Below are 16,047 nucleotides of genomic sequence, written 5' to 3' on the forward strand. Positions count from 1 at the left end.
AAAAGTTTACTAAGTAGGTATTATTTTAGCATAATAGACTAGAAGAAAAATAAAACCCAAATGGATTTGTAACCTTTCTGAAATATACCTAAAAATGAAGTTTTAAAAGAAAGCGTTTAAGGCAAAACGACCTTAAACGCTTTACATGTCAAACGCTAAACGCACGCGATTTTACGATTGCGATCTCACGCGTGATTAAGCCTCTTCTTGATAGTTTTGAAAATACGCGTCGTCTTCATTCGGGTCTAGAAAGAAGAAATTCTCGCCGACGTAATACAACGCTAAACAGATGCCGATCCCTCCAAACGCAATCGCCCATTCCGTCATCGTCGGCATATACTCTACCCATGAAGGTGCGAGTTGATACTCTTTGAGCTTCATCGTTTGCATCGGATAGACAAGCGTGTCGTGTACAAGATCGTAGCGCATAAAAAAGATGCCTATCATGCCCGAAACAGATGCGTAGATCATCGCTTTAAGTGCTTTGGCTTTGCTGTATAAAATGATAACGAAAGGAATCGCCATACCCAAAAGCACTTCGCCGACCCAGAAGTTAAACGAGCCTAAGATGTGCAACGCCGTTTCGGCACGCTCGGGAAAGTTACCGTAAATCGCCGTTAAAAAACGCCAAAATTCAAAAAAGACGAGAATCGCGATGAGCAATCCCAAAAGCCGCCCTAAGTGCATTAAAAACTTTTGCATCTCGTCGTTAAAAACCATTTTATATTTGTAGCCGTACATGAGAAACAAAAGATAACACCCCGTAATCATCGCCGATAAAATAAAATAAACGGGATAAAAAACGCCGTTTGCCATAGGTCTTCCGATCAAAAAGCCAAAGACGGCCCCCAAGTTGGAGTGTGCCGCAATGCCGACCAACAAGCCCCCAAGACCGAAAATACGCGACCATTTGTGATCGTCGCGCGAAAGAAAGATAAACTCTAAAATAATCAAAAAGAGATACACGGAGTACAAGACGCCCATACCCCAAATCGCGGAAGAAAAACCGGGCGAGAGGGTATTGTAGATGACCATACGCACGGGATGACCGATCTCTAAGCCGATCACCGCAAAGCCCGAAACAATCGTAATGATCGCACCGAAAATGGCGCGTTTACCGATAAATTCAAAGCTTTTGATATGAAAAACATGCCCTAACGAGGAGATGATGCAAAGTCCCGTCGATGAAACGACGAAAAAGATATACATCGCGATCAGCAATCCCCAAGGATGCTCTCTCGTAACGCCGTAAGCGTGGTGTCCGTGCATCAAATAGTGCACGAATCCTCCCGCAAACGCCGCCAAAAGAAGCAGGGTCGTCAGTGCCATAACGAGATTAAACGGGGTTCTCTCAAAATCGAAAACGGATCGTAACGTAATGCTTTTATGCGGAATCAAATGATCTAACATGCGTGTTCCTTATTTGATGTAAAAGAGTCTCGGTTCCGTACCGATACCGGCTTTAAGCGTAAAGTGCTCTTTGGTGCGAAGAATGTGCGAAACTTCGCTGTTGGGATCTTCCATATCGCCGAAGATGCGTACTTTGGTCGGGCAAGTCGCTTGGCATGCCGTGGTTTTGAGCCCTCGCGCCAGACGCGTATCGCTGCAAAAATTGCACTTATCGACGCTCATCGTGCGCGTATCGACGTAGCGTGCGTCATACGGACATGCGACCATACAGTAACTACACAAAATACACTTTTGCGCGTCGATTTGAACGACGCCGTTTTTGTCGTAGTAGGTTGCATGCGTCGGGCAAACCTCTTCACACGGCGCATTGGCGCAATGTTGGCATTGGCTTGGGTAAAACGTGCTGGATGGAATGCTCAAAAACGGGTATTTTCCTTCGATCTCATACGTACCGACCCAAATGCGATGCGCTTTAGCTCCCAGTTCGATTCCGTTTTCTTCCTTACAGGCGACTTCGCACGCTTTACAGTTAATGCAGTTTTTATAGTTTAAGATCATTGCGTACTTTGCCATGATTACACCTTTTTAATTTCGACGTTGGTTTCGTGCATGATCGAAGAGCCGTATACCGGTTCGATAATATCTTCGATGAGGGCGTTATCGTTGGCACCTTGTCGGTAAGCAAGCGTTAAAGCTGAGCTTTCGCTTCCGAATCCGTGCACGAAAAAGACGACTTCGTGTCCGATTTTTTCCGTCGGATACGCTTTAAGGCGCGTTTTGCCGACTTTACCGGAGACTTCGACCGTATCGCCGAAACGAATTTTCATCTTTTTGGCGACGCTTGCATTGATCCAAAGATAGTTTTCGTCCATCAAGTCCCGCAACATGGCGTTATTGGCGGTTCCGCTTTGCGTAAATTGTGCGTGCCGTCCCGTAATCAGTCTAAATTTTCCCTCAGGTACGCTAAAGGCAAACGCTTCGTGCCATGTCGGCATTGCGTCTACGCCTTGTTCCGCCATCGTTGAGAGTTTGCATTCGATTTTTCCCGAAGCGGTTTTCGGTTTGCCGTTTTGAACGCTATAGGCTTTTTCGTTTTCGGGGTAGTATTGAAATTCATTGGCGTTGATGGCTTTAAAGCGACGTTCCATCTCGGGATAAAAAACCCCTTTCGTGCACAAGGTTTCATAGGCACCCGCGTATTTCGCGACCGCCGCTTGATTGGCTTCTTCTTGCGAATGTTCAAACGCTTTAGAGATGTCAAAATCCGCATAAACTTCTTCTTCCGAGCTCTCTTCGATAGCGGCTTGGACGTCTTCGTCGTATTTTTTCGTCACGTCAAACAGCGGCTTGCTTATCATGTGACTCAGATCGTTTAAAATTTCGCGGACCGGTTTGCTTTCAAACATCGGATCGACGACTTTGTTTCTTTGAGCGATCGAAGGTTCCGCTCCCGCGAAAGAGACCACGGGGTCGGTACGCTCCAAATAGGTACATTCGGGCAAAATCACGTCGGCATACATCGCCGTATCGCTCGGCATGGTATCAATGACGACGACCAAGTCCATTTTTTTAAGCATTTCGATGCTTTTAGCACTATTGGGCATATTTAAAACGGGATTGTGTTTGTAGACGAAGGCACCTCTAACGGGATAGGGCATTTTTCCTTCCAAAAAGCGGTTTCGCCACCCGATCCACGATCCGCCTCCGGAGATAATCGCGCAATCTTCATAACCGCTTTCGCCTTTTTTGACGTTCTTTTTACGCGCGATCGCACGCGATTTTGCTTGGGCGTAAATCGGGCTTGAGACTTCGTGTTCGGCTAAAGGAAGATTTTTTCCGAAAATCAGCCCGCCTTTCGTATCGATGCCGCCGCTTAAAGCCTGAAACAGAGCCATCGCACGTCTGAGCTGAAAATCGCTTTGCGAAAACGTACTGCGCCTTCCGGGATAATAGATCGCTTTGGGCGCATAGAGCATAAATTCGCGTGCGATTTCCCGAATCTGTTTGGCACTGATTCCCGTAATGTTTTCCGCCCATTCGGGGGTGTACTCATGGCTTAAAATATGCTCTTCATACGCTTCAAAGTCCGAAAAATAGGTTTCGACGTATGCAAGGTTGTACATTTTTTCCTGAATGACGACGTAGGTTAACGCCAAAACGAAAGCCAAGTCGGTTCCGGGTTTGATCGGTAGCCACATGTCGGCTTTGGCGGCGGTATTGGTAAAACGAGGGTCGATATAGACCAATTTAGCACCTCGGCCTTGCGTTTTTTTGAAAAGCTCCGTCGAGTCGGGCGTCACGATCGCCTCCGCACGATTGGCACCCGCCATAATCACGTACTGGGCGTTTTGCAAATCGGCAAACGGATAAGCACCTAAAGTAACACCGTAAGCCGAAACAACGGTTTGAAGGCATAAAGAAGCGTGGTTGAGCCAGTTGGAAGAGCCGAAAAGCTGGTAAAACGTTTTGAAGGTATGTTCCGCCATACCCTCTCCGGCACAAAATAAAAAGGAAGAGCGGTTATCTTTTTCTTCGTCTAAAATCGTGACGATCTTTTCTTGAAGATAGGTATTGACTTCAGCCCATGACGCACGTCTAAATTTGCCTGAGCCTTTTTCTCCGCTGCGAATCAAAGGATATTTGAGCCTGTCCGGATCGTACAGGGCTTGAATGCCGGCATTACCGCGCGGGCAGAGCATATTTTTCGACTTTGGAAACAAAGGGTTTGGGTCGAGTTTGGTCACAACGCCTTTTTCAACTCGTGCGAGGAGGGCACATTTGTTGACGCATACTTCGCATAAAGTCGGTATTTCGATACCGCCGGTGGAGGTTTTGGTAATGCCGTAAGCGTTAGCGGGCATGTGCGTATTGTCCTGCGGCTTTGTACCGCCAAAAGTGCTACTTGTCGCAACAATGCTCAAAGCAACGCTTCCTTGTAAAAACCGTCTACGAGATATTTCTACTTCCAATGGGACTCCTTCAAAGATTTATGTTACGATTTGAATCGATTGTAAGGCCATAGTTATTATTTTATAAAATAATTTTCATTAATTTATAAAATGATGCACCATAGTAACAGTTTGACTCAAAAAAATCCTTAACATAAGTCAATTAAAATTAAATTATTATAATAAGTAATTTTTTAGAGAGCGTATTTCAAGAGAAATGAAGCTATAAAAAAGAGAGGCTTACATGTTGTTTTGCTCAGAAAAAGTCTTATAAATAATAATATTGTAAGATTAGTGTGATAAAATTTCGTTATTATTTTTGCCTTCCTTCTTTTGCTTCCTCCAAAAATAGATAAAATCGTTGCTTTACAAAAGCGCGTTCATCGCTTTTAAGGAATAAAATGCTTTCTTTATTGAAAAGTAAATCTCTTACATGTAAACCTATGTTAAAGTTAAAAGTTAAAAGTTTAGCCCTGACCCCTTAATTCTGACCCCTTAATTTCAAATAGAGAAATCTAGGGGTCAGGTCTAAACTTTTAACTTTTATAATATTCGCCCGTACAGAAAACTATTGATCTGTCAACAGTTTATGATACACAGAAAAGAAAATGTCTAAGCACTGATGTTGTTTTGTAACAAGTATCTATTTTCAAAATCTACCGGAGATAAATAGCCATTACTTGAGTGTAACCTCTGTCTATTGTAAAACACTTCAATATATTCAAATATTGCTTGATTGGCTTGGCTCCTTGTTTCAAATTTCATGTGATGTGTCAGTTCGGTTTTTAGCGAGTGAAAAAAACTCTCAGCAACAGCATTATCGTAACAGTTTCCCTTAGCACTCATACTCTGAACGATGCCATATTCCTTAAGTAAGGCTTTGTGAGCATCAGAAGCATATTGACTGCCGCGATCGGTATGCCAGATAACACCATGAGGAGGATTACGCTTTTTAAGTGCCATAAATAAAGCATCATTGACAAGCATGGAACTCATATGTGTATCCATAGACCACCCGATGACTCTTCTCGAATATAAATCAATTACAACCGCTAAATACAGCCACCCTTCTTGTGTCGGAATATAGGTGATATCGCCCACATACATTTGATCGGGCGTTGATGTATAAAAGTCTTGTTGTATTCGATTAGGGGCAATGGCATACGTATGATTGGAATTGGTGGTAAGCACTCTAAAACGACGTTTATTGCGACAACTGAGTCCTAATTTTTTCATAATCCTTGCAATTCGTCTACGAGAAACGATCAAGCCATAGAGTTGCTCAAGTCTTTTTTTTAGACGACGCGTGCCATAGGTTTGATAGGTTCCAAGAAAAATATCCTTGATCATCGTATTTAAAAAAGTATCTTCTTGTTTTTCAATACGAAGCCATCGATAATAACAGTTCCTTGATACCTCTAATATATGACACATTGATGCAACATTGAATTCGTTGCAATGCTCTTTGATCCAGGCGTACTTCAATGAGCTTCGTTTGCGAAGAACGCCGCTGCCTTTTTTAAGATATCTCTTTCCATCTTTAAACGGGCATTCTCTTTACGCAAGCGCTTGTTCTCTTCTTCCACGCTCTCTTTGGCATGATGGTTGATTGAAGAACGTACAATCATTGGAGATTCCAAATGATGCTTCTGACGATATTGACGTAACCATGCATATAAAGTCTTCTCACTCATCCCCAACTCTTTGGCAATTACCATCGCAGATTTCTCACTGTTTAATGCCAACTGTATCGCTGAATCTTTAAATTCTTGGGTATATCTTTGTACTCTCCCTGACATACGTTTATCCTCTTTATGATTTACAGAAATTCTATCATCTCTGTGTATCATTTAGTGTAGCCAGATCAAACCAAGAAAGGATAAAGGGGACAGTTTCCACCTTTCACCATATGACTAATCATTAATTTATTATGTGTTATAATGATGTTTATACATCACTACATCATGAAAGGAGTATTAGGATGCATAGAATCAGTTTAACCATAGATAAAGAGCTTTACGAACAAGCAAGGGCATTTGGTTTTATAGAAAAAAAATCTATTTCTCAAATTTTACGTGAAAGCTTGGAAGTTTATTTTAAAACATCAAATTCCAAAGATAAAGCAGCTCTGATTTTAGATGCCAAAGACAAAGAAGATGTTTTGCACATCTTGAATTCAGATACGTTTACAGATCAAAATGATTTTGCTAAAAAGTATAATGTGTGAAAATATCATTCTCCAAGACATTTGAAAAAAGCTTTTCAAAATATGACCATACTTTACAAAAGCGCATTTATGATGCGATTGTAAAATTACCAGAAGGTGATGTCAAACGATTGGCGGGTGATGACATACCACCCATTTTTAGATTGAGGGTTTCTAAATATCGCATTCTCTTTTACATGGACGACATTGAAATCAAAATTTTAAAAGTCGATAGTCGAGGGGATATTTACAAATAAGATTTTCCACCTCCGATACCGATAGAATCGTCTCTATGGTAACCAATATTAACGCTCTAACGAGTGAAAATGCCAGAAGCGTCGAAGAGATCGCAAGCGCGGCAGATCACCTCTCAAAATTGGCGGAAAGCCTCAACGCTAAGTTAAATCAATTGAAATCTTAATCCTCTTTTGCACGGATATAACGTTTTCAGACGTTATATCCTTCGTTTACAATCCCAAAAGCATCCATGCTAAAGAAAGCATGATGATTCCGATGAGCACTTCTAAAATCTTCCATGAAAGCGGCTTTTGAAAAAGAGGGGTTAAAATCCTCGCTCCGTATCCTAACGAAAAGAAGAAAACAAACGACGCACTCATCGCCCCCAAGCCAAACATCGGAGCAAGCGAGCCAAATTTAGTCGAAACGGAGCCTAGTAAAATAACCGTATCAAGATACACATGCGGGTTGAGCCACGTAAAGGCAAGCACAATTAAGACGGTTTTCAAAAGCGATGCCGTCGGTTGGTCGAGAGGGTTTAGCTCATGCGTCATGCTCCATGCCGTGTAAAAACTCTTCAACCCATAGGTCACTAAAAACACAAAACCGCCGTACTTCGCGACCGTTTGCAGTGCGGGAAACTGCTCTACCAAATACCCAAAACCAAAAACGCCCGCAAAAATTAAAACAGCGTCGGAAAGCGCGCAAATCAAGCAAATGACAAACACATGCTCTTTTTTGATGCCTTGTTTGAGCACAAAAGCATTTTGCGCTCCGATGGCTAAGATCAGAGAAAAACCGAGACTAAAACCGGAAATAAATGCGTTCATAAAGGGCTCTTTTGGGAAAAATTGATGGATTATAACCAAACCTCTCTAAAAATTTTGACTCTTTAGTTTTAAGGTATTTCCTCATTTTCCTTTTATATTTACGTATAATTTACGCAGTTTTGCTATTGTACTTTTTGAATACAATTGAAAGGGTATTATGTTTTTAGCGACGATTAACCACAAGCTCGTCTTTTTACTGGCGATCATTTTTTTAGGATTTAGTGCCATCGGATATGAGATTATCAAGGAGGCGAACGATGCCAAAATGGCGGCGATTCGCTTAACGACGATTGCCGAGATCGAAAATGCAACATTGGAATTGCGCATTCAGCAACGCGATTATCAGATCTATTTTAAGCCGGTAAATCTCGAAAATTACGAAAAAACGTACCAAAAGCTCTTGGCTGATTTGGATGAGCTTAAGACGATTTTGATGAGTTCTTCTAACCATAAACGTATTGAAACGCTCAAAAGCCTGCTCGTCGAGTGGCATGAGATCAACGTGCCGCGTATGAAACTTTTCGGTACTTACGGCGTGAAAATTTATGACGAAGCGTTTGCGCAAACCTTCCCCGAAGATGCTAAAAAGCTCGATGAATACTACCAAAAAAGCAGCAAAATGTTTCACGTACTGGTCGAAAAACTAGACGATTTAGCTTCTTCGGTTAAAACCAACAACTTTGAGCGTTTAGATACCAACAAATTTGCCTCGCAGCTCTCTTTGGGGATTATTTCTCTTTTTGTAGTCGGTATCTTTTTTCTTGTCACCCGCTCTATCAAACGGTCCGTTTATCATGCCAAAAACGCCTGTGAGCAGATGCGAACGAGTAAAGATTTAAGTGTACGGATTAATACGGGAAGCAAAGACGAGATCAACGATATTATGAACGCCATTAACATGTTAATCGCCGACGTCGCTACCGCACTGAATCTTGCCAAAAGCAACGCTCTTGAAAACGCTTCCGTTGCGGAAGAACTCTCAAGCACGAGCTTGCAAATCGGTAAGCGTGCCGAAGAAGAAGCCAAAGTCGTTTTTGAAACCACCAACGACGCCCAAGAAGTTGCCAAAGCCATCGGTGATGCCAGCGAGCGGTCGCATAGCGTTCAAGAAATTACGTTTGGGGCACACAAAAGCTTGCTGAGTGCGCAAGCGTTGCTCGATGAAACGCTGACGCAACTGAGTCAAACGGCGGAAGCGGAAGCGACGATCAACGATCGACTGAACCATCTTGCCGGCGAAGCCGAACAAGTGAGGTCGGTCTTAGACGTTATCGGAGACATTGCCGATCAGACCAATCTTTTAGCCCTTAACGCCGCCATAGAAGCGGCACGTGCGGGAGATCACGGGCGTGGATTTGCCGTGGTTGCCGATGAGGTACGCAAACTTGCCGAACGCACGCAAAAAAGCCTTGTGGAGACCAACGCCACGGTCAATGTTATCGTCCAGTCTATCGGCGACATTAGCGGCGAAATGAACCAAAACGCTAAACGTATTCATGAGCTTAGCGAATTTTCAAACCAAGTCACGATCCAAACCAACGATGCGGTGGGAATGTTGGAGCAAAGTACGCAAGCAACGCAAGAGGTCGTACGCAATGCCAATGCCAACGTCACGCTCATTAAATCTGCCGTAATCGAAAAAATCGGTGAGATCAATACGCTCTCAAGCTCCAATGCCAGAAGCGTCGAAGAGATCGCAGGTGCGGCAGAACACCTCTCCAAACTCTCATCCAACCTCAGCGATACCCTCGCACAATTTAAAACCGCTTAAACTTTATCCCTTTTCGTTAACGCCGAAGCAACCGTGAGGGCGTTAACGATGGCGTTTGCGCTTTAAGAAACGCTTTAAAAAGAGCCGTCGTACAGAAATTCGGCGATCGCTTCAAGGCTCTCTTGGTCGACGCCTATGGTCGGCATAAGCTCAAATTTTTTGACCGCATCTTGTAAAATCGCACGCTTCGCATCAGGGGCGTTTAACCATCGTACCGTAAACGACACGAAAGCTTCTTTTGTGTGAAACACGTTTTTGTAACGTGCTTGTATCTCTTTTATCGCAGGTGCGGAGAGGGTTTTCGTATAGTCGTGACATGTCACGCAGTTGCCTTGAAACAATGTTTCGCCGCTAGGGGCGGCATACAAAGAGACGCTTAACAAAGAGATCAATCCCCAAGAAATGACATGCATCGCTGCTCCTTTTTGTCGGATTGTAGCCAAAAAAGGGCTTTTTTGTCGTTGCGTTACGTCAAGGAAAAGCGAAGAAAAACCTGACATGTAATGCCTTGGGAAGACTTAAGGTTTCAGTCATCATGACATGTAGGTTTTTAGCTGACGATAAAACATGTCAATATTTCTTGAAATAGGTTTCATTTAACACACTTTTAACACTAGGACTTTAAGATTAATGCACCATTTTAAGGGAGGATATATGAAAAGAATTATCGGAGTGTCTTTGGCGGTCTCGACGCTTTTAATTGCGGAGACAATCGATCTTGGAGCGATTAGCGTTGAGGGTGAGCGTTTTTCGACGGAAATCAAAAATATTAGCGGCGAAGAGCTCAAATCGGCGGATTTAGCCGATGCACTCTCTCGTAATAGCGCGTCCATTACGATGCTACGAGGAAGCGGCATTGCCAACGACATTATTTTACGCGGGCAAAAGAGGGATAACATCAACGTTTTGATCGACGATGCTAAACTTTACGGTGGATGCCCCAATCGTATGGACCCTGCCGTCACGCATATCAATGCCGATAATATCGAAAGCGTTAAGATCGTCGAAGGTCCTTACGACGTCGAAAATTTTGGAACGCTGAGCGGTTTGGTCGTAGCGGAAACCAAAACTCCGACCAAAGAGCCAAACGGCGACGTTAATTTGGGTATCGGCAGTTACGGTTATCGTAAAGCATCGGCGAGTGCGGGCGGCGGAAACGAGTATATTCGAGCTTTGCTCAGTGCGTCAACCGAACGAAGCGATCAGTACAAAGACGGTAACGGCGATACGTTTTACGATCAACTCAACAATGCCGTCGCTCAAGGAATGGGTATGAACGCCAATCGCTACAGTACGAGCGATTTACGCTCTTACGAAAAGAAAACGTTTATGGGCAAAGTCTTTATCAACCCCGCTGACAATCAAGAAATCCGTTTAGGCTATACGCTCAATCGTAGCGATAACGTGCTTTACCCTTCGCGTATGATGGATGCAGATCGCGACGATAGCGATATTTACACCTTCGGTTATAGCCTATACGATTTGGGCACGTTTTCCAAAGAGCTGGCGTTGGAGACGTATTATTCCAAAGTCGAACATCCTATGTCGAACAAATTTCGCATACGTCCTTCCTCTGCCACGTACAACACGGCCGATATGGATTCTTCGGTTGAGGGCGCTAAGGTAAAAAATAGTATGGACTTAGGCGGCGGAGAGCTCGTTTACGGTATCGATATGAGCAAACGTAATTGGGACGGAAAAAGTTACGTAACGAACGTAGCGACGGGAGTAATCTCAAGCGTTACCGATTTATCGACGATTCCCGACGTCGATACGACCAATAAGGCACTGTTTGCACACTACGAGAAAACGATCGATCGCGTGAACGTTCAAGTAGGTGCTCGTTACGATGATACGGACATAAAAGCCCATCGCAAAGGACAAACGTACGTCCAACGTTACGACAACGATTACGAAGCACTTTCGGCGAATGCGATTGTCACCTATAAAGCAACCGATAACGTGGACTATTTTATCGGTTTCGGAAAAGCATCGCGCGTACCGGATGCAAGAGAGTTGTACCACGCGGCTCGCTCGACGGGTATTTTGGATCAAGTGACCAATTACGAAACCGATCTTGGTTTTAAAGCTCACTACGACAATGCCGGCGTTAAAGGAAAAATTTTCTATTCGGATTTAAAAGATTATATCTATTATAACGCCGATGCGACGAAATACGTCAATGTCGATGCAACGATTTACGGTGCTGCCTTGGATGCGTATTACGATTTTTCCAAAGCATGGACGATCAATTACGGTATGAGCTATCTTAAAGGCGAAAAAGATAAACCGCTTGCGGGACAAAGCGATAAAGATTTAGCCGATATCGTACCGCTTCGCGCCGTAACGTCGCTGACCTATCATGAAGCGGCGCATACCTTGAAAACGGAAGTCGTTGCGGCAAAACGTTGGGATAACGTCGATAGCGATAACGGAGAGCAAATCCTCGGAGGATACGCCGTTTTAAACGTCAAATACAACTATAAAATCAGTAAAAACTTTGACGTCACGGTCGGTATCGACAATCTCTTCGACAAAACGTACGCCGTCTCCAATACGTATAAAGATTTAACGCTTATCAACTATTCCGGAAGCGACGATACCGTTATGCTCATTAACGAGCCGGGTCGTTACGGTTATATCAACTTGCACTATTCGTTCTAAATCTTAGTGCCGCTTTGACATGTTAAAGCGGCACTCCTTCCACACCCTTTCTCCGAGTAACACGATGCCGATCGCCATCATGCCGTACTCAAACGCTCCGGCGACCTTTTGCGCCCAAAAATCGTGAAGCAAAATCAGCACCAGTGCACCGTAAACGGCTTTATGATAGCGCGAAAAACGCGCAAAAAGTTTTTTGGTAGACGTCAACGCCATCAATAAAAGAATCAAAAAGGCGATAACACCGACGTAGATAAAGGGTTTTTTGAGGCTTTTTGCAAAGAGCGTCACGAAATCCAATTCGCTGTCTAAAACGATAAAAACGCTTACATGTAAAAGAGCGTAGACAAACGCCAAGAGTCCGAGCGTTTTGCGAAAACGAAGCAGATTGAGGGCGCAAAATCTTTGACATGTAGAAGGTGCTAAGGAAAGTAACAGAAGCAACAAGGCTCCCACGCCTGTCGTAGTGTAGAGCATTTTGATGGGGTCGATGGCACTTTCAAGCGCGTAGTACGTATAGCCTAGCGGTAAAAGGGCTAAAACAACGATGAGTGTTTTCAATACTGCTTCCTCAAATCCATACCGGCGTATAAATGCGAAACCTCTTTTTCGTAGCCGTTAAACATCAGCGTCTCTTGCTTGGTGAGTTTACCTAAAAGCCTTTCTTTGGCTTGGCTCCACCTTGGATGATCGACGTGAGGGTTGACATTGGCGTAAAAGCCGTACTCTTCCGGTGCCATCGCCTGCCATGTGTTGAGGGGTTGTTCTTCCACGCATTCGATGAGATCAAGCGATTTGATGGATTTAAAGCCGTATTTCCACGGAACGACAAGACGAATGGGCGCGCCGTTTTGTTTGGGCAAAGGCTTGCCGTACATACCGACCGCTAAAAAGGTAAGCGGATGCCTTGCTTCGTCCATACGAAGTCCTTCCACGTAGGGGTGTTTGATGGAGGCAAAAAGACCTTTGGCTTGGTCTGGGAAGATGTCCGGTTCGTGACGCGTGGTAAATTTGACGTATTTGGCTTTGGAGTTTGGTTGTAAATAATCAAGCAGCTTATAAAGCGGAAATCCGATCCACGGTACGACCATCGACCAACCTTCGACGCAACGAAAACGGTAAATCCGCTCTTCCAGCCCGAATTTCGCGATAAGATCGTCTACTTCGACCATCTCTTCGCGTGCAATTTCGCCGAAAAATCCTAAACTCCACGGTTTCAGTTTTATTACTTGCGCCATTTTCACGGGGGCGGTTTTATCGGTGGAAAACTCGTAGAAATTGACGTAGTTGCTGACTTGCTCGAACGTATTGGGTGTCAGTTTTAACGGGTTGGGGTCTTTCGTGAAAGAGAGTTGTATCTCTTCTGGCATAGAAGCTAAAAGTTGCGAGAGCGCGGTGGAGCTTACCAGTGCGCCCGCTCCGAGTTTGAGAAAATGACGGCGTGCCTCAAAGAGGATTTCCGGCGTGATAGAAGGTGTCGGCATGTTTATTCCTTTGTCCTGCGCTTATACGAGGAGATCAAAATGGTTTTTAATATAATCGGCGATACGAAAGGCGTTTGCATAAATCGTCCATGTGTAAGGAACACTGCCTCCTGTGGGCATAAAACTCCCGTCTGTTACGAAAAGATTGGGAATATCGTGGCTTTGGCAATAGCGATTGAGCACGTGTTTTTTAGGATCGTCACCAAAACGGCAGCCTCCCGCTTGGAGATTTTGAGACGGTAAAGGAGAAATTTCGTACGCTATATTTTTTGCTCCCATGTGTTGGAGTAATTGAGTCGCTTTGGTGGCTAAAAATTCTCCTACCCTTACATCTTCGGGATGCGCCCCTATGCGAATGTTTGCAACAGGAATGCCGTATTTATCTTTGTATTTTTCATCAACGGAGACGAAACAGTTATCATTGGGCATCCAATCGTTAAAGATTTCAAAATTAAGCACTCTGATTGTTGTAAATGTTTGAAAGATTTTATCTTGAAGCTTTTGCCCAAAGATGAGTTTGTCGTCTTCTCGTTTCAAAGCGTTGGCACGTCGAATCGGATTGGCATGCTCAAATAAAAAGTCAATCAATCCACCTTTAAACTTTGGTGTAAAATACCAATCTTTCAAGGCACGATTTACAAAAAGCCCCGGTTGCAAAAGAACTTCTTGACTAAAATGGCTTACATCAAACTCACCTGAACCCATACCCCCACCTGAAAAGAGAAGATTTTTTCCAACGGCTCCTGAAGAATTGGCTAACCCGTTCGGAAATGCCTCATTTTTGGAATTTAACAATAAACGTGAACTCTCAACTGCTTGCGCTGCAAGGATAAAAAGTTTCGCTTTTACCTGTTTTTGAGTGCCTTCTTTTGTAAGATAGCGTGCTTTTTGAACCTTGTGCGTACCATCGGTTTCCAATTTGACTACAAAAGCGTTTGCTATGATATGTAAATTACCGGTTGCTAAAGCAGGTTGAATTAAAGCAGCTCTTGAGCTTCCTTTTGCTCCGCTTGAACATGCGTAAGAACCGCAATAATGAGAATAGTAACACGGGTTTCGGTTCCCTTTAGGTTCGGAAAGAATGGCTCTTGGTGTCATGAAAGAGGTGAAGTTTAACTCTTTACATGCCGCATCAAATTTTTCAACAATGGGGTGTTCTGCTAAAGGGGGATACGGGTATGCGTTAGTGCTTCTTGGTTCTTGATGCGCATGTTCGCTAACACGTCCTGAAACACCAACGATTTTTTCAACCATATCATAGTAAGGCTCAAGCTCTTCATAGCGTATAGGCCAATCTTCAATATTGGCTCCCTCATACGCGCCGTAAACAGATTTTAGCTTAAAATCATTTGGTTTAAGGCGATGAAAAAAGCCGCTCATGAAATTGGAAGAGCCTCCCAGAAGACTTCCGTTCCAAAAATTCCAATGATTTTCATAGGTAGGCGTTTTGATCCATTTTCCCTCTTCCAAGGTTTCAATCGTATGGTACTCATCGCTTAGTTTAGGCGTAAAAACAGGGCGTTTGGTATAAGCGATTTCATCTTTGGAAAAATCTTGTTCACTGTAAATATCGCCTTTTTCGAGGATAACGACCTTTTTCCCAGCATGTGAAAGCTCATAAGCAAGCGGTCCTGCTCCCGCACCGCTACCGATAATGCAAACATCGTACTTCATGCTTTTCTTCCGTATTTTTGCATAGGGCGAGGATTTCCATTGACATGTAAGGTTGCGTTCCACCCTCGTTCATGGGTATTTCCACCGTAAATAGGATCGCTAAACATAGCTTCAAGCGTATAATAGATAAGTCTTGAAAGCCATTTTTCTAAGTCATCATCTTTTGTTGCAATCTCTAAGATTTTGTTTTTGGATACAGTATCTTGCTCCCAAAAATCCGGAAATTTTTGATGAAAAACAAAAGCTCCTTTGATAAGCAACTCTAAATCATTTGCATCAAAATATTCGGATGAACTGTTCGATACCAAATAAAAAAGTGCATTTACCTCCTGTGCTGATGGCATGTGTTGGGTTTTGGGAAATAAAACGTCTTGCACACTTGCTATGGTTTCCCATACGTCTTTAGGAATTTCTCGAGCGTGCGTATCCATTCTCAAAAACAAAGGTGATGTAGCACCGAGTGCTATAAAGGTTCGTCTCTTCATGGTAGCTATTTTAGCACACCGCATGTAAAGGATTTGTGTAATAAAACTACATAATGACTACACGTAAAATCATTATACTGCCACTATCCAAACCCCAAAAAAGGAGATTTTATGCAAGTTAAAGTTAAACCTCTTGTAGCGTTAGGTATGGCTGCAATGTTCGTAAGCGGTGCAATGGCGGCCGAGGGTAAATGCGGCGGAGAGATGAACGCTACCAAAGATACCAAAGAGATGAAAAAGCCTGCCGATGCAAAATGCGGCGGCGATAAAATGTCTCAGGATACCAAAAAACCCGCCGATGCAAAGTGCGGAGCGGAAAAGAAATAAGTAAGGCTCACAGT

The 16,047-nt window shown here is 43.5% G+C and carries 16 protein-coding genes; 6 read left to right on the forward strand and 10 right to left on the reverse strand.

What is annotated here, in order from left to right; genetic code table 11:
- Window positions 1-195: 195 nt before the first annotated feature.
- From nrfD to UCH003_RS04570, 4 genes are all read right to left on the reverse strand, one after another.
- Window positions 196-1,410, reverse strand: a complete 1,215-nt coding sequence (nrfD, locus tag UCH003_RS04555; protein ID WP_060825602.1) for an NrfD/PsrC family molybdoenzyme membrane anchor subunit — start codon at window positions 1,408-1,410, stop codon at window positions 196-198.
- Between the two features lie 9 nt (window positions 1,411-1,419).
- On the reverse strand, window positions 1,420-1,983 hold the full coding sequence (locus UCH003_RS04560) for a 4Fe-4S dicluster domain-containing protein (protein ID WP_039673008.1): 564 nt from the start codon (window positions 1,981-1,983) through the stop codon (window positions 1,420-1,422).
- A gap of 2 nt (window positions 1,984-1,985) precedes the next feature.
- Complete coding sequence (locus UCH003_RS04565) at window positions 1,986-4,379, reverse strand: molybdopterin-dependent oxidoreductase (protein ID WP_060825603.1); 2,394 nt, start codon at window positions 4,377-4,379, stop codon at window positions 1,986-1,988.
- Window positions 4,380-4,970: 591 nt separating this feature from the next.
- Window positions 4,971-6,157, reverse strand: a protein-coding gene (locus tag UCH003_RS04570; protein WP_144440965.1) for an IS3 family transposase whose coding sequence is annotated in 2 segments (ribosomal slippage) — window positions 4,971-5,866 and window positions 5,866-6,157 — 1,188 coding nt in all. Because the reading frame shifts where the segments join, the coding sequence is not laid out codon by codon here.
- A 182-nt stretch (window positions 6,158-6,339) separates the two neighbouring features.
- On the opposite strand from UCH003_RS04570, the gene UCH003_RS04580 reads away from it, so the two are divergent.
- Genes UCH003_RS04580 through UCH003_RS13905 form a run of 3 tightly spaced genes read left to right on the forward strand, consistent with a single transcriptional unit; the run spans window position 6,340 to window position 6,985 of the window.
- Entirely contained in the window at window positions 6,340-6,585 is a 246-nt protein-coding gene (locus UCH003_RS04580; RefSeq protein WP_039672992.1) for a hypothetical protein, read from the forward strand.
- A complete protein-coding gene (locus tag UCH003_RS04585) occupies window positions 6,582-6,821 on the forward strand; it encodes a type II toxin-antitoxin system RelE family toxin (RefSeq protein WP_060825604.1) in 240 nt (79 codons plus the stop codon). The genes UCH003_RS04580 and UCH003_RS04585 overlap by 4 nt, the downstream gene beginning before the upstream one ends.
- 35 nt (window positions 6,822-6,856) lie before the next feature.
- Window positions 6,857-6,985 carry a hypothetical protein gene (locus UCH003_RS13905; RefSeq protein WP_280937466.1) on the forward strand — a complete coding sequence of 43 codons (129 nt, stop codon included), beginning with the start codon at window positions 6,857-6,859 and terminating at the stop codon, window positions 6,983-6,985.
- A gap of 46 nt (window positions 6,986-7,031) precedes the next feature.
- Here UCH003_RS13905 and UCH003_RS04590 read toward each other — a convergent pair whose 3' ends face one another.
- On the reverse strand, window positions 7,032-7,631 hold the full coding sequence (locus tag UCH003_RS04590; RefSeq protein ID WP_060825605.1) for a LysE/ArgO family amino acid transporter: 600 nt from the start codon (window positions 7,629-7,631) through the stop codon (window positions 7,032-7,034).
- Between the two features lie 157 nt (window positions 7,632-7,788).
- Between UCH003_RS04590 and UCH003_RS13910 the strand changes: the two genes are divergently transcribed.
- Entirely contained in the window at window positions 7,789-9,402 is a 1,614-nt protein-coding gene (locus UCH003_RS13910) for a methyl-accepting chemotaxis protein (protein WP_060825606.1), read from the forward strand.
- A gap of 74 nt (window positions 9,403-9,476) precedes the next feature.
- Here the strand turns inward: UCH003_RS13910 and UCH003_RS04600 are convergent, their stop codons facing one another.
- A complete protein-coding gene (locus tag UCH003_RS04600; protein ID WP_060826937.1) occupies window positions 9,477-9,815 on the reverse strand; it encodes a c-type cytochrome in 339 nt (112 codons plus the stop codon).
- A 241-nt stretch (window positions 9,816-10,056) separates the two neighbouring features.
- On the opposite strand from UCH003_RS04600, the gene UCH003_RS04605 reads away from it, so the two are divergent.
- The gene (locus UCH003_RS04605) at window positions 10,057-12,066 is read left to right on the forward strand and encodes a TonB-dependent receptor (RefSeq protein WP_060825607.1); all 2,010 of its coding nucleotides are present in this window, start codon (window positions 10,057-10,059) and stop codon (window positions 12,064-12,066) included.
- 3 nt (window positions 12,067-12,069) lie between these two features.
- Here the strand turns inward: UCH003_RS04605 and UCH003_RS04610 are convergent, their stop codons facing one another.
- The 4 genes from UCH003_RS04610 to UCH003_RS04625 are packed head-to-tail and all read right to left on the reverse strand — an operon-like array spanning window position 12,070 to window position 15,706.
- Window positions 12,070-12,624, reverse strand: a complete 555-nt coding sequence (locus UCH003_RS04610) for a ferric reductase-like transmembrane domain-containing protein (RefSeq protein WP_060825608.1) — start codon at window positions 12,622-12,624, stop codon at window positions 12,070-12,072.
- Window positions 12,621-13,547: a protein-methionine-sulfoxide reductase catalytic subunit MsrP gene (gene msrP / locus UCH003_RS04615; RefSeq protein WP_060825609.1), complete on the reverse strand. Its 927-nt coding sequence runs from the start codon at window positions 13,545-13,547 to the stop codon at window positions 12,621-12,623. The genes UCH003_RS04610 and msrP overlap by 4 nt, the downstream gene beginning before the upstream one ends.
- A gap of 21 nt (window positions 13,548-13,568) precedes the next feature.
- Window positions 13,569-15,221, reverse strand: a complete 1,653-nt coding sequence (locus UCH003_RS04620; protein ID WP_060825610.1) for a GMC family oxidoreductase — start codon at window positions 15,219-15,221, stop codon at window positions 13,569-13,571.
- Window positions 15,218-15,706, reverse strand: coding sequence for a hypothetical protein (locus tag UCH003_RS04625; RefSeq protein ID WP_158509032.1), 489 nt, complete (start codon window positions 15,704-15,706; stop codon window positions 15,218-15,220). The genes UCH003_RS04620 and UCH003_RS04625 overlap by 4 nt, the downstream gene beginning before the upstream one ends.
- A gap of 111 nt (window positions 15,707-15,817) precedes the next feature.
- Between UCH003_RS04625 and UCH003_RS04630 the strand changes: the two genes are divergently transcribed.
- Window positions 15,818-16,033, forward strand: coding sequence for a hypothetical protein (locus tag UCH003_RS04630; RefSeq protein WP_039672977.1), 216 nt, complete (start codon window positions 15,818-15,820; stop codon window positions 16,031-16,033).
- Window positions 16,034-16,047 lie beyond the last annotated feature (14 nt).

This window comes from Sulfurospirillum cavolei, assembly GCF_001548055.1.
In the GTDB taxonomy this organism is placed as follows: domain Bacteria; phylum Campylobacterota; class Campylobacteria; order Campylobacterales; family Sulfurospirillaceae; genus Sulfurospirillum.

What these genes read in the sequence shown, in the direction of transcription:
- UCH003_RS13910 (WP_060825606.1), top strand. Translation starts at nt 7,789, where the DNA reads ATGTTTTTAGCGACGATTAACCACAAGCTCGTCTTTTTACTGGCGATC.
- UCH003_RS04630 (WP_039672977.1), top strand. Translation starts at nt 15,818, where the DNA reads ATGCAAGTTAAAGTTAAACCTCTTGTAGCGTTAGGTATGGCTGCAATG.
- UCH003_RS13905 (WP_280937466.1), top strand. Translation starts at nt 6,857, where the DNA reads ATGGTAACCAATATTAACGCTCTAACGAGTGAAAATGCCAGAAGCGTC.
- UCH003_RS04600 (WP_060826937.1), bottom strand. Translation starts at nt 9,815, where the DNA reads ATGCATGTCATTTCTTGGGGATTGATCTCTTTGTTAAGCGTCTCTTTG.
- UCH003_RS04560 (WP_039673008.1), bottom strand. Translation starts at nt 1,983, where the DNA reads ATGGCAAAGTACGCAATGATCTTAAACTATAAAAACTGCATTAACTGT.
- UCH003_RS04590 (WP_060825605.1), bottom strand. Translation starts at nt 7,631, where the DNA reads ATGAACGCATTTATTTCCGGTTTTAGTCTCGGTTTTTCTCTGATCTTA.
- UCH003_RS04625 (WP_158509032.1), bottom strand. Translation starts at nt 15,706, where the DNA reads ATGAAGAGACGAACCTTTATAGCACTCGGTGCTACATCACCTTTGTTT.
- UCH003_RS04620 (WP_060825610.1), bottom strand. Translation starts at nt 15,221, where the DNA reads ATGAAGTACGATGTTTGCATTATCGGTAGCGGTGCGGGAGCAGGACCG.
- msrP (WP_060825609.1), bottom strand. Translation starts at nt 13,547, where the DNA reads ATGCCGACACCTTCTATCACGCCGGAAATCCTCTTTGAGGCACGCCGT.
- nrfD (WP_060825602.1), bottom strand. Translation starts at nt 1,410, where the DNA reads ATGTTAGATCATTTGATTCCGCATAAAAGCATTACGTTACGATCCGTT.
- UCH003_RS04605 (WP_060825607.1), top strand. Translation starts at nt 10,057, where the DNA reads ATGAAAAGAATTATCGGAGTGTCTTTGGCGGTCTCGACGCTTTTAATT.
- UCH003_RS04580 (WP_039672992.1), top strand. Translation starts at nt 6,340, where the DNA reads ATGCATAGAATCAGTTTAACCATAGATAAAGAGCTTTACGAACAAGCA.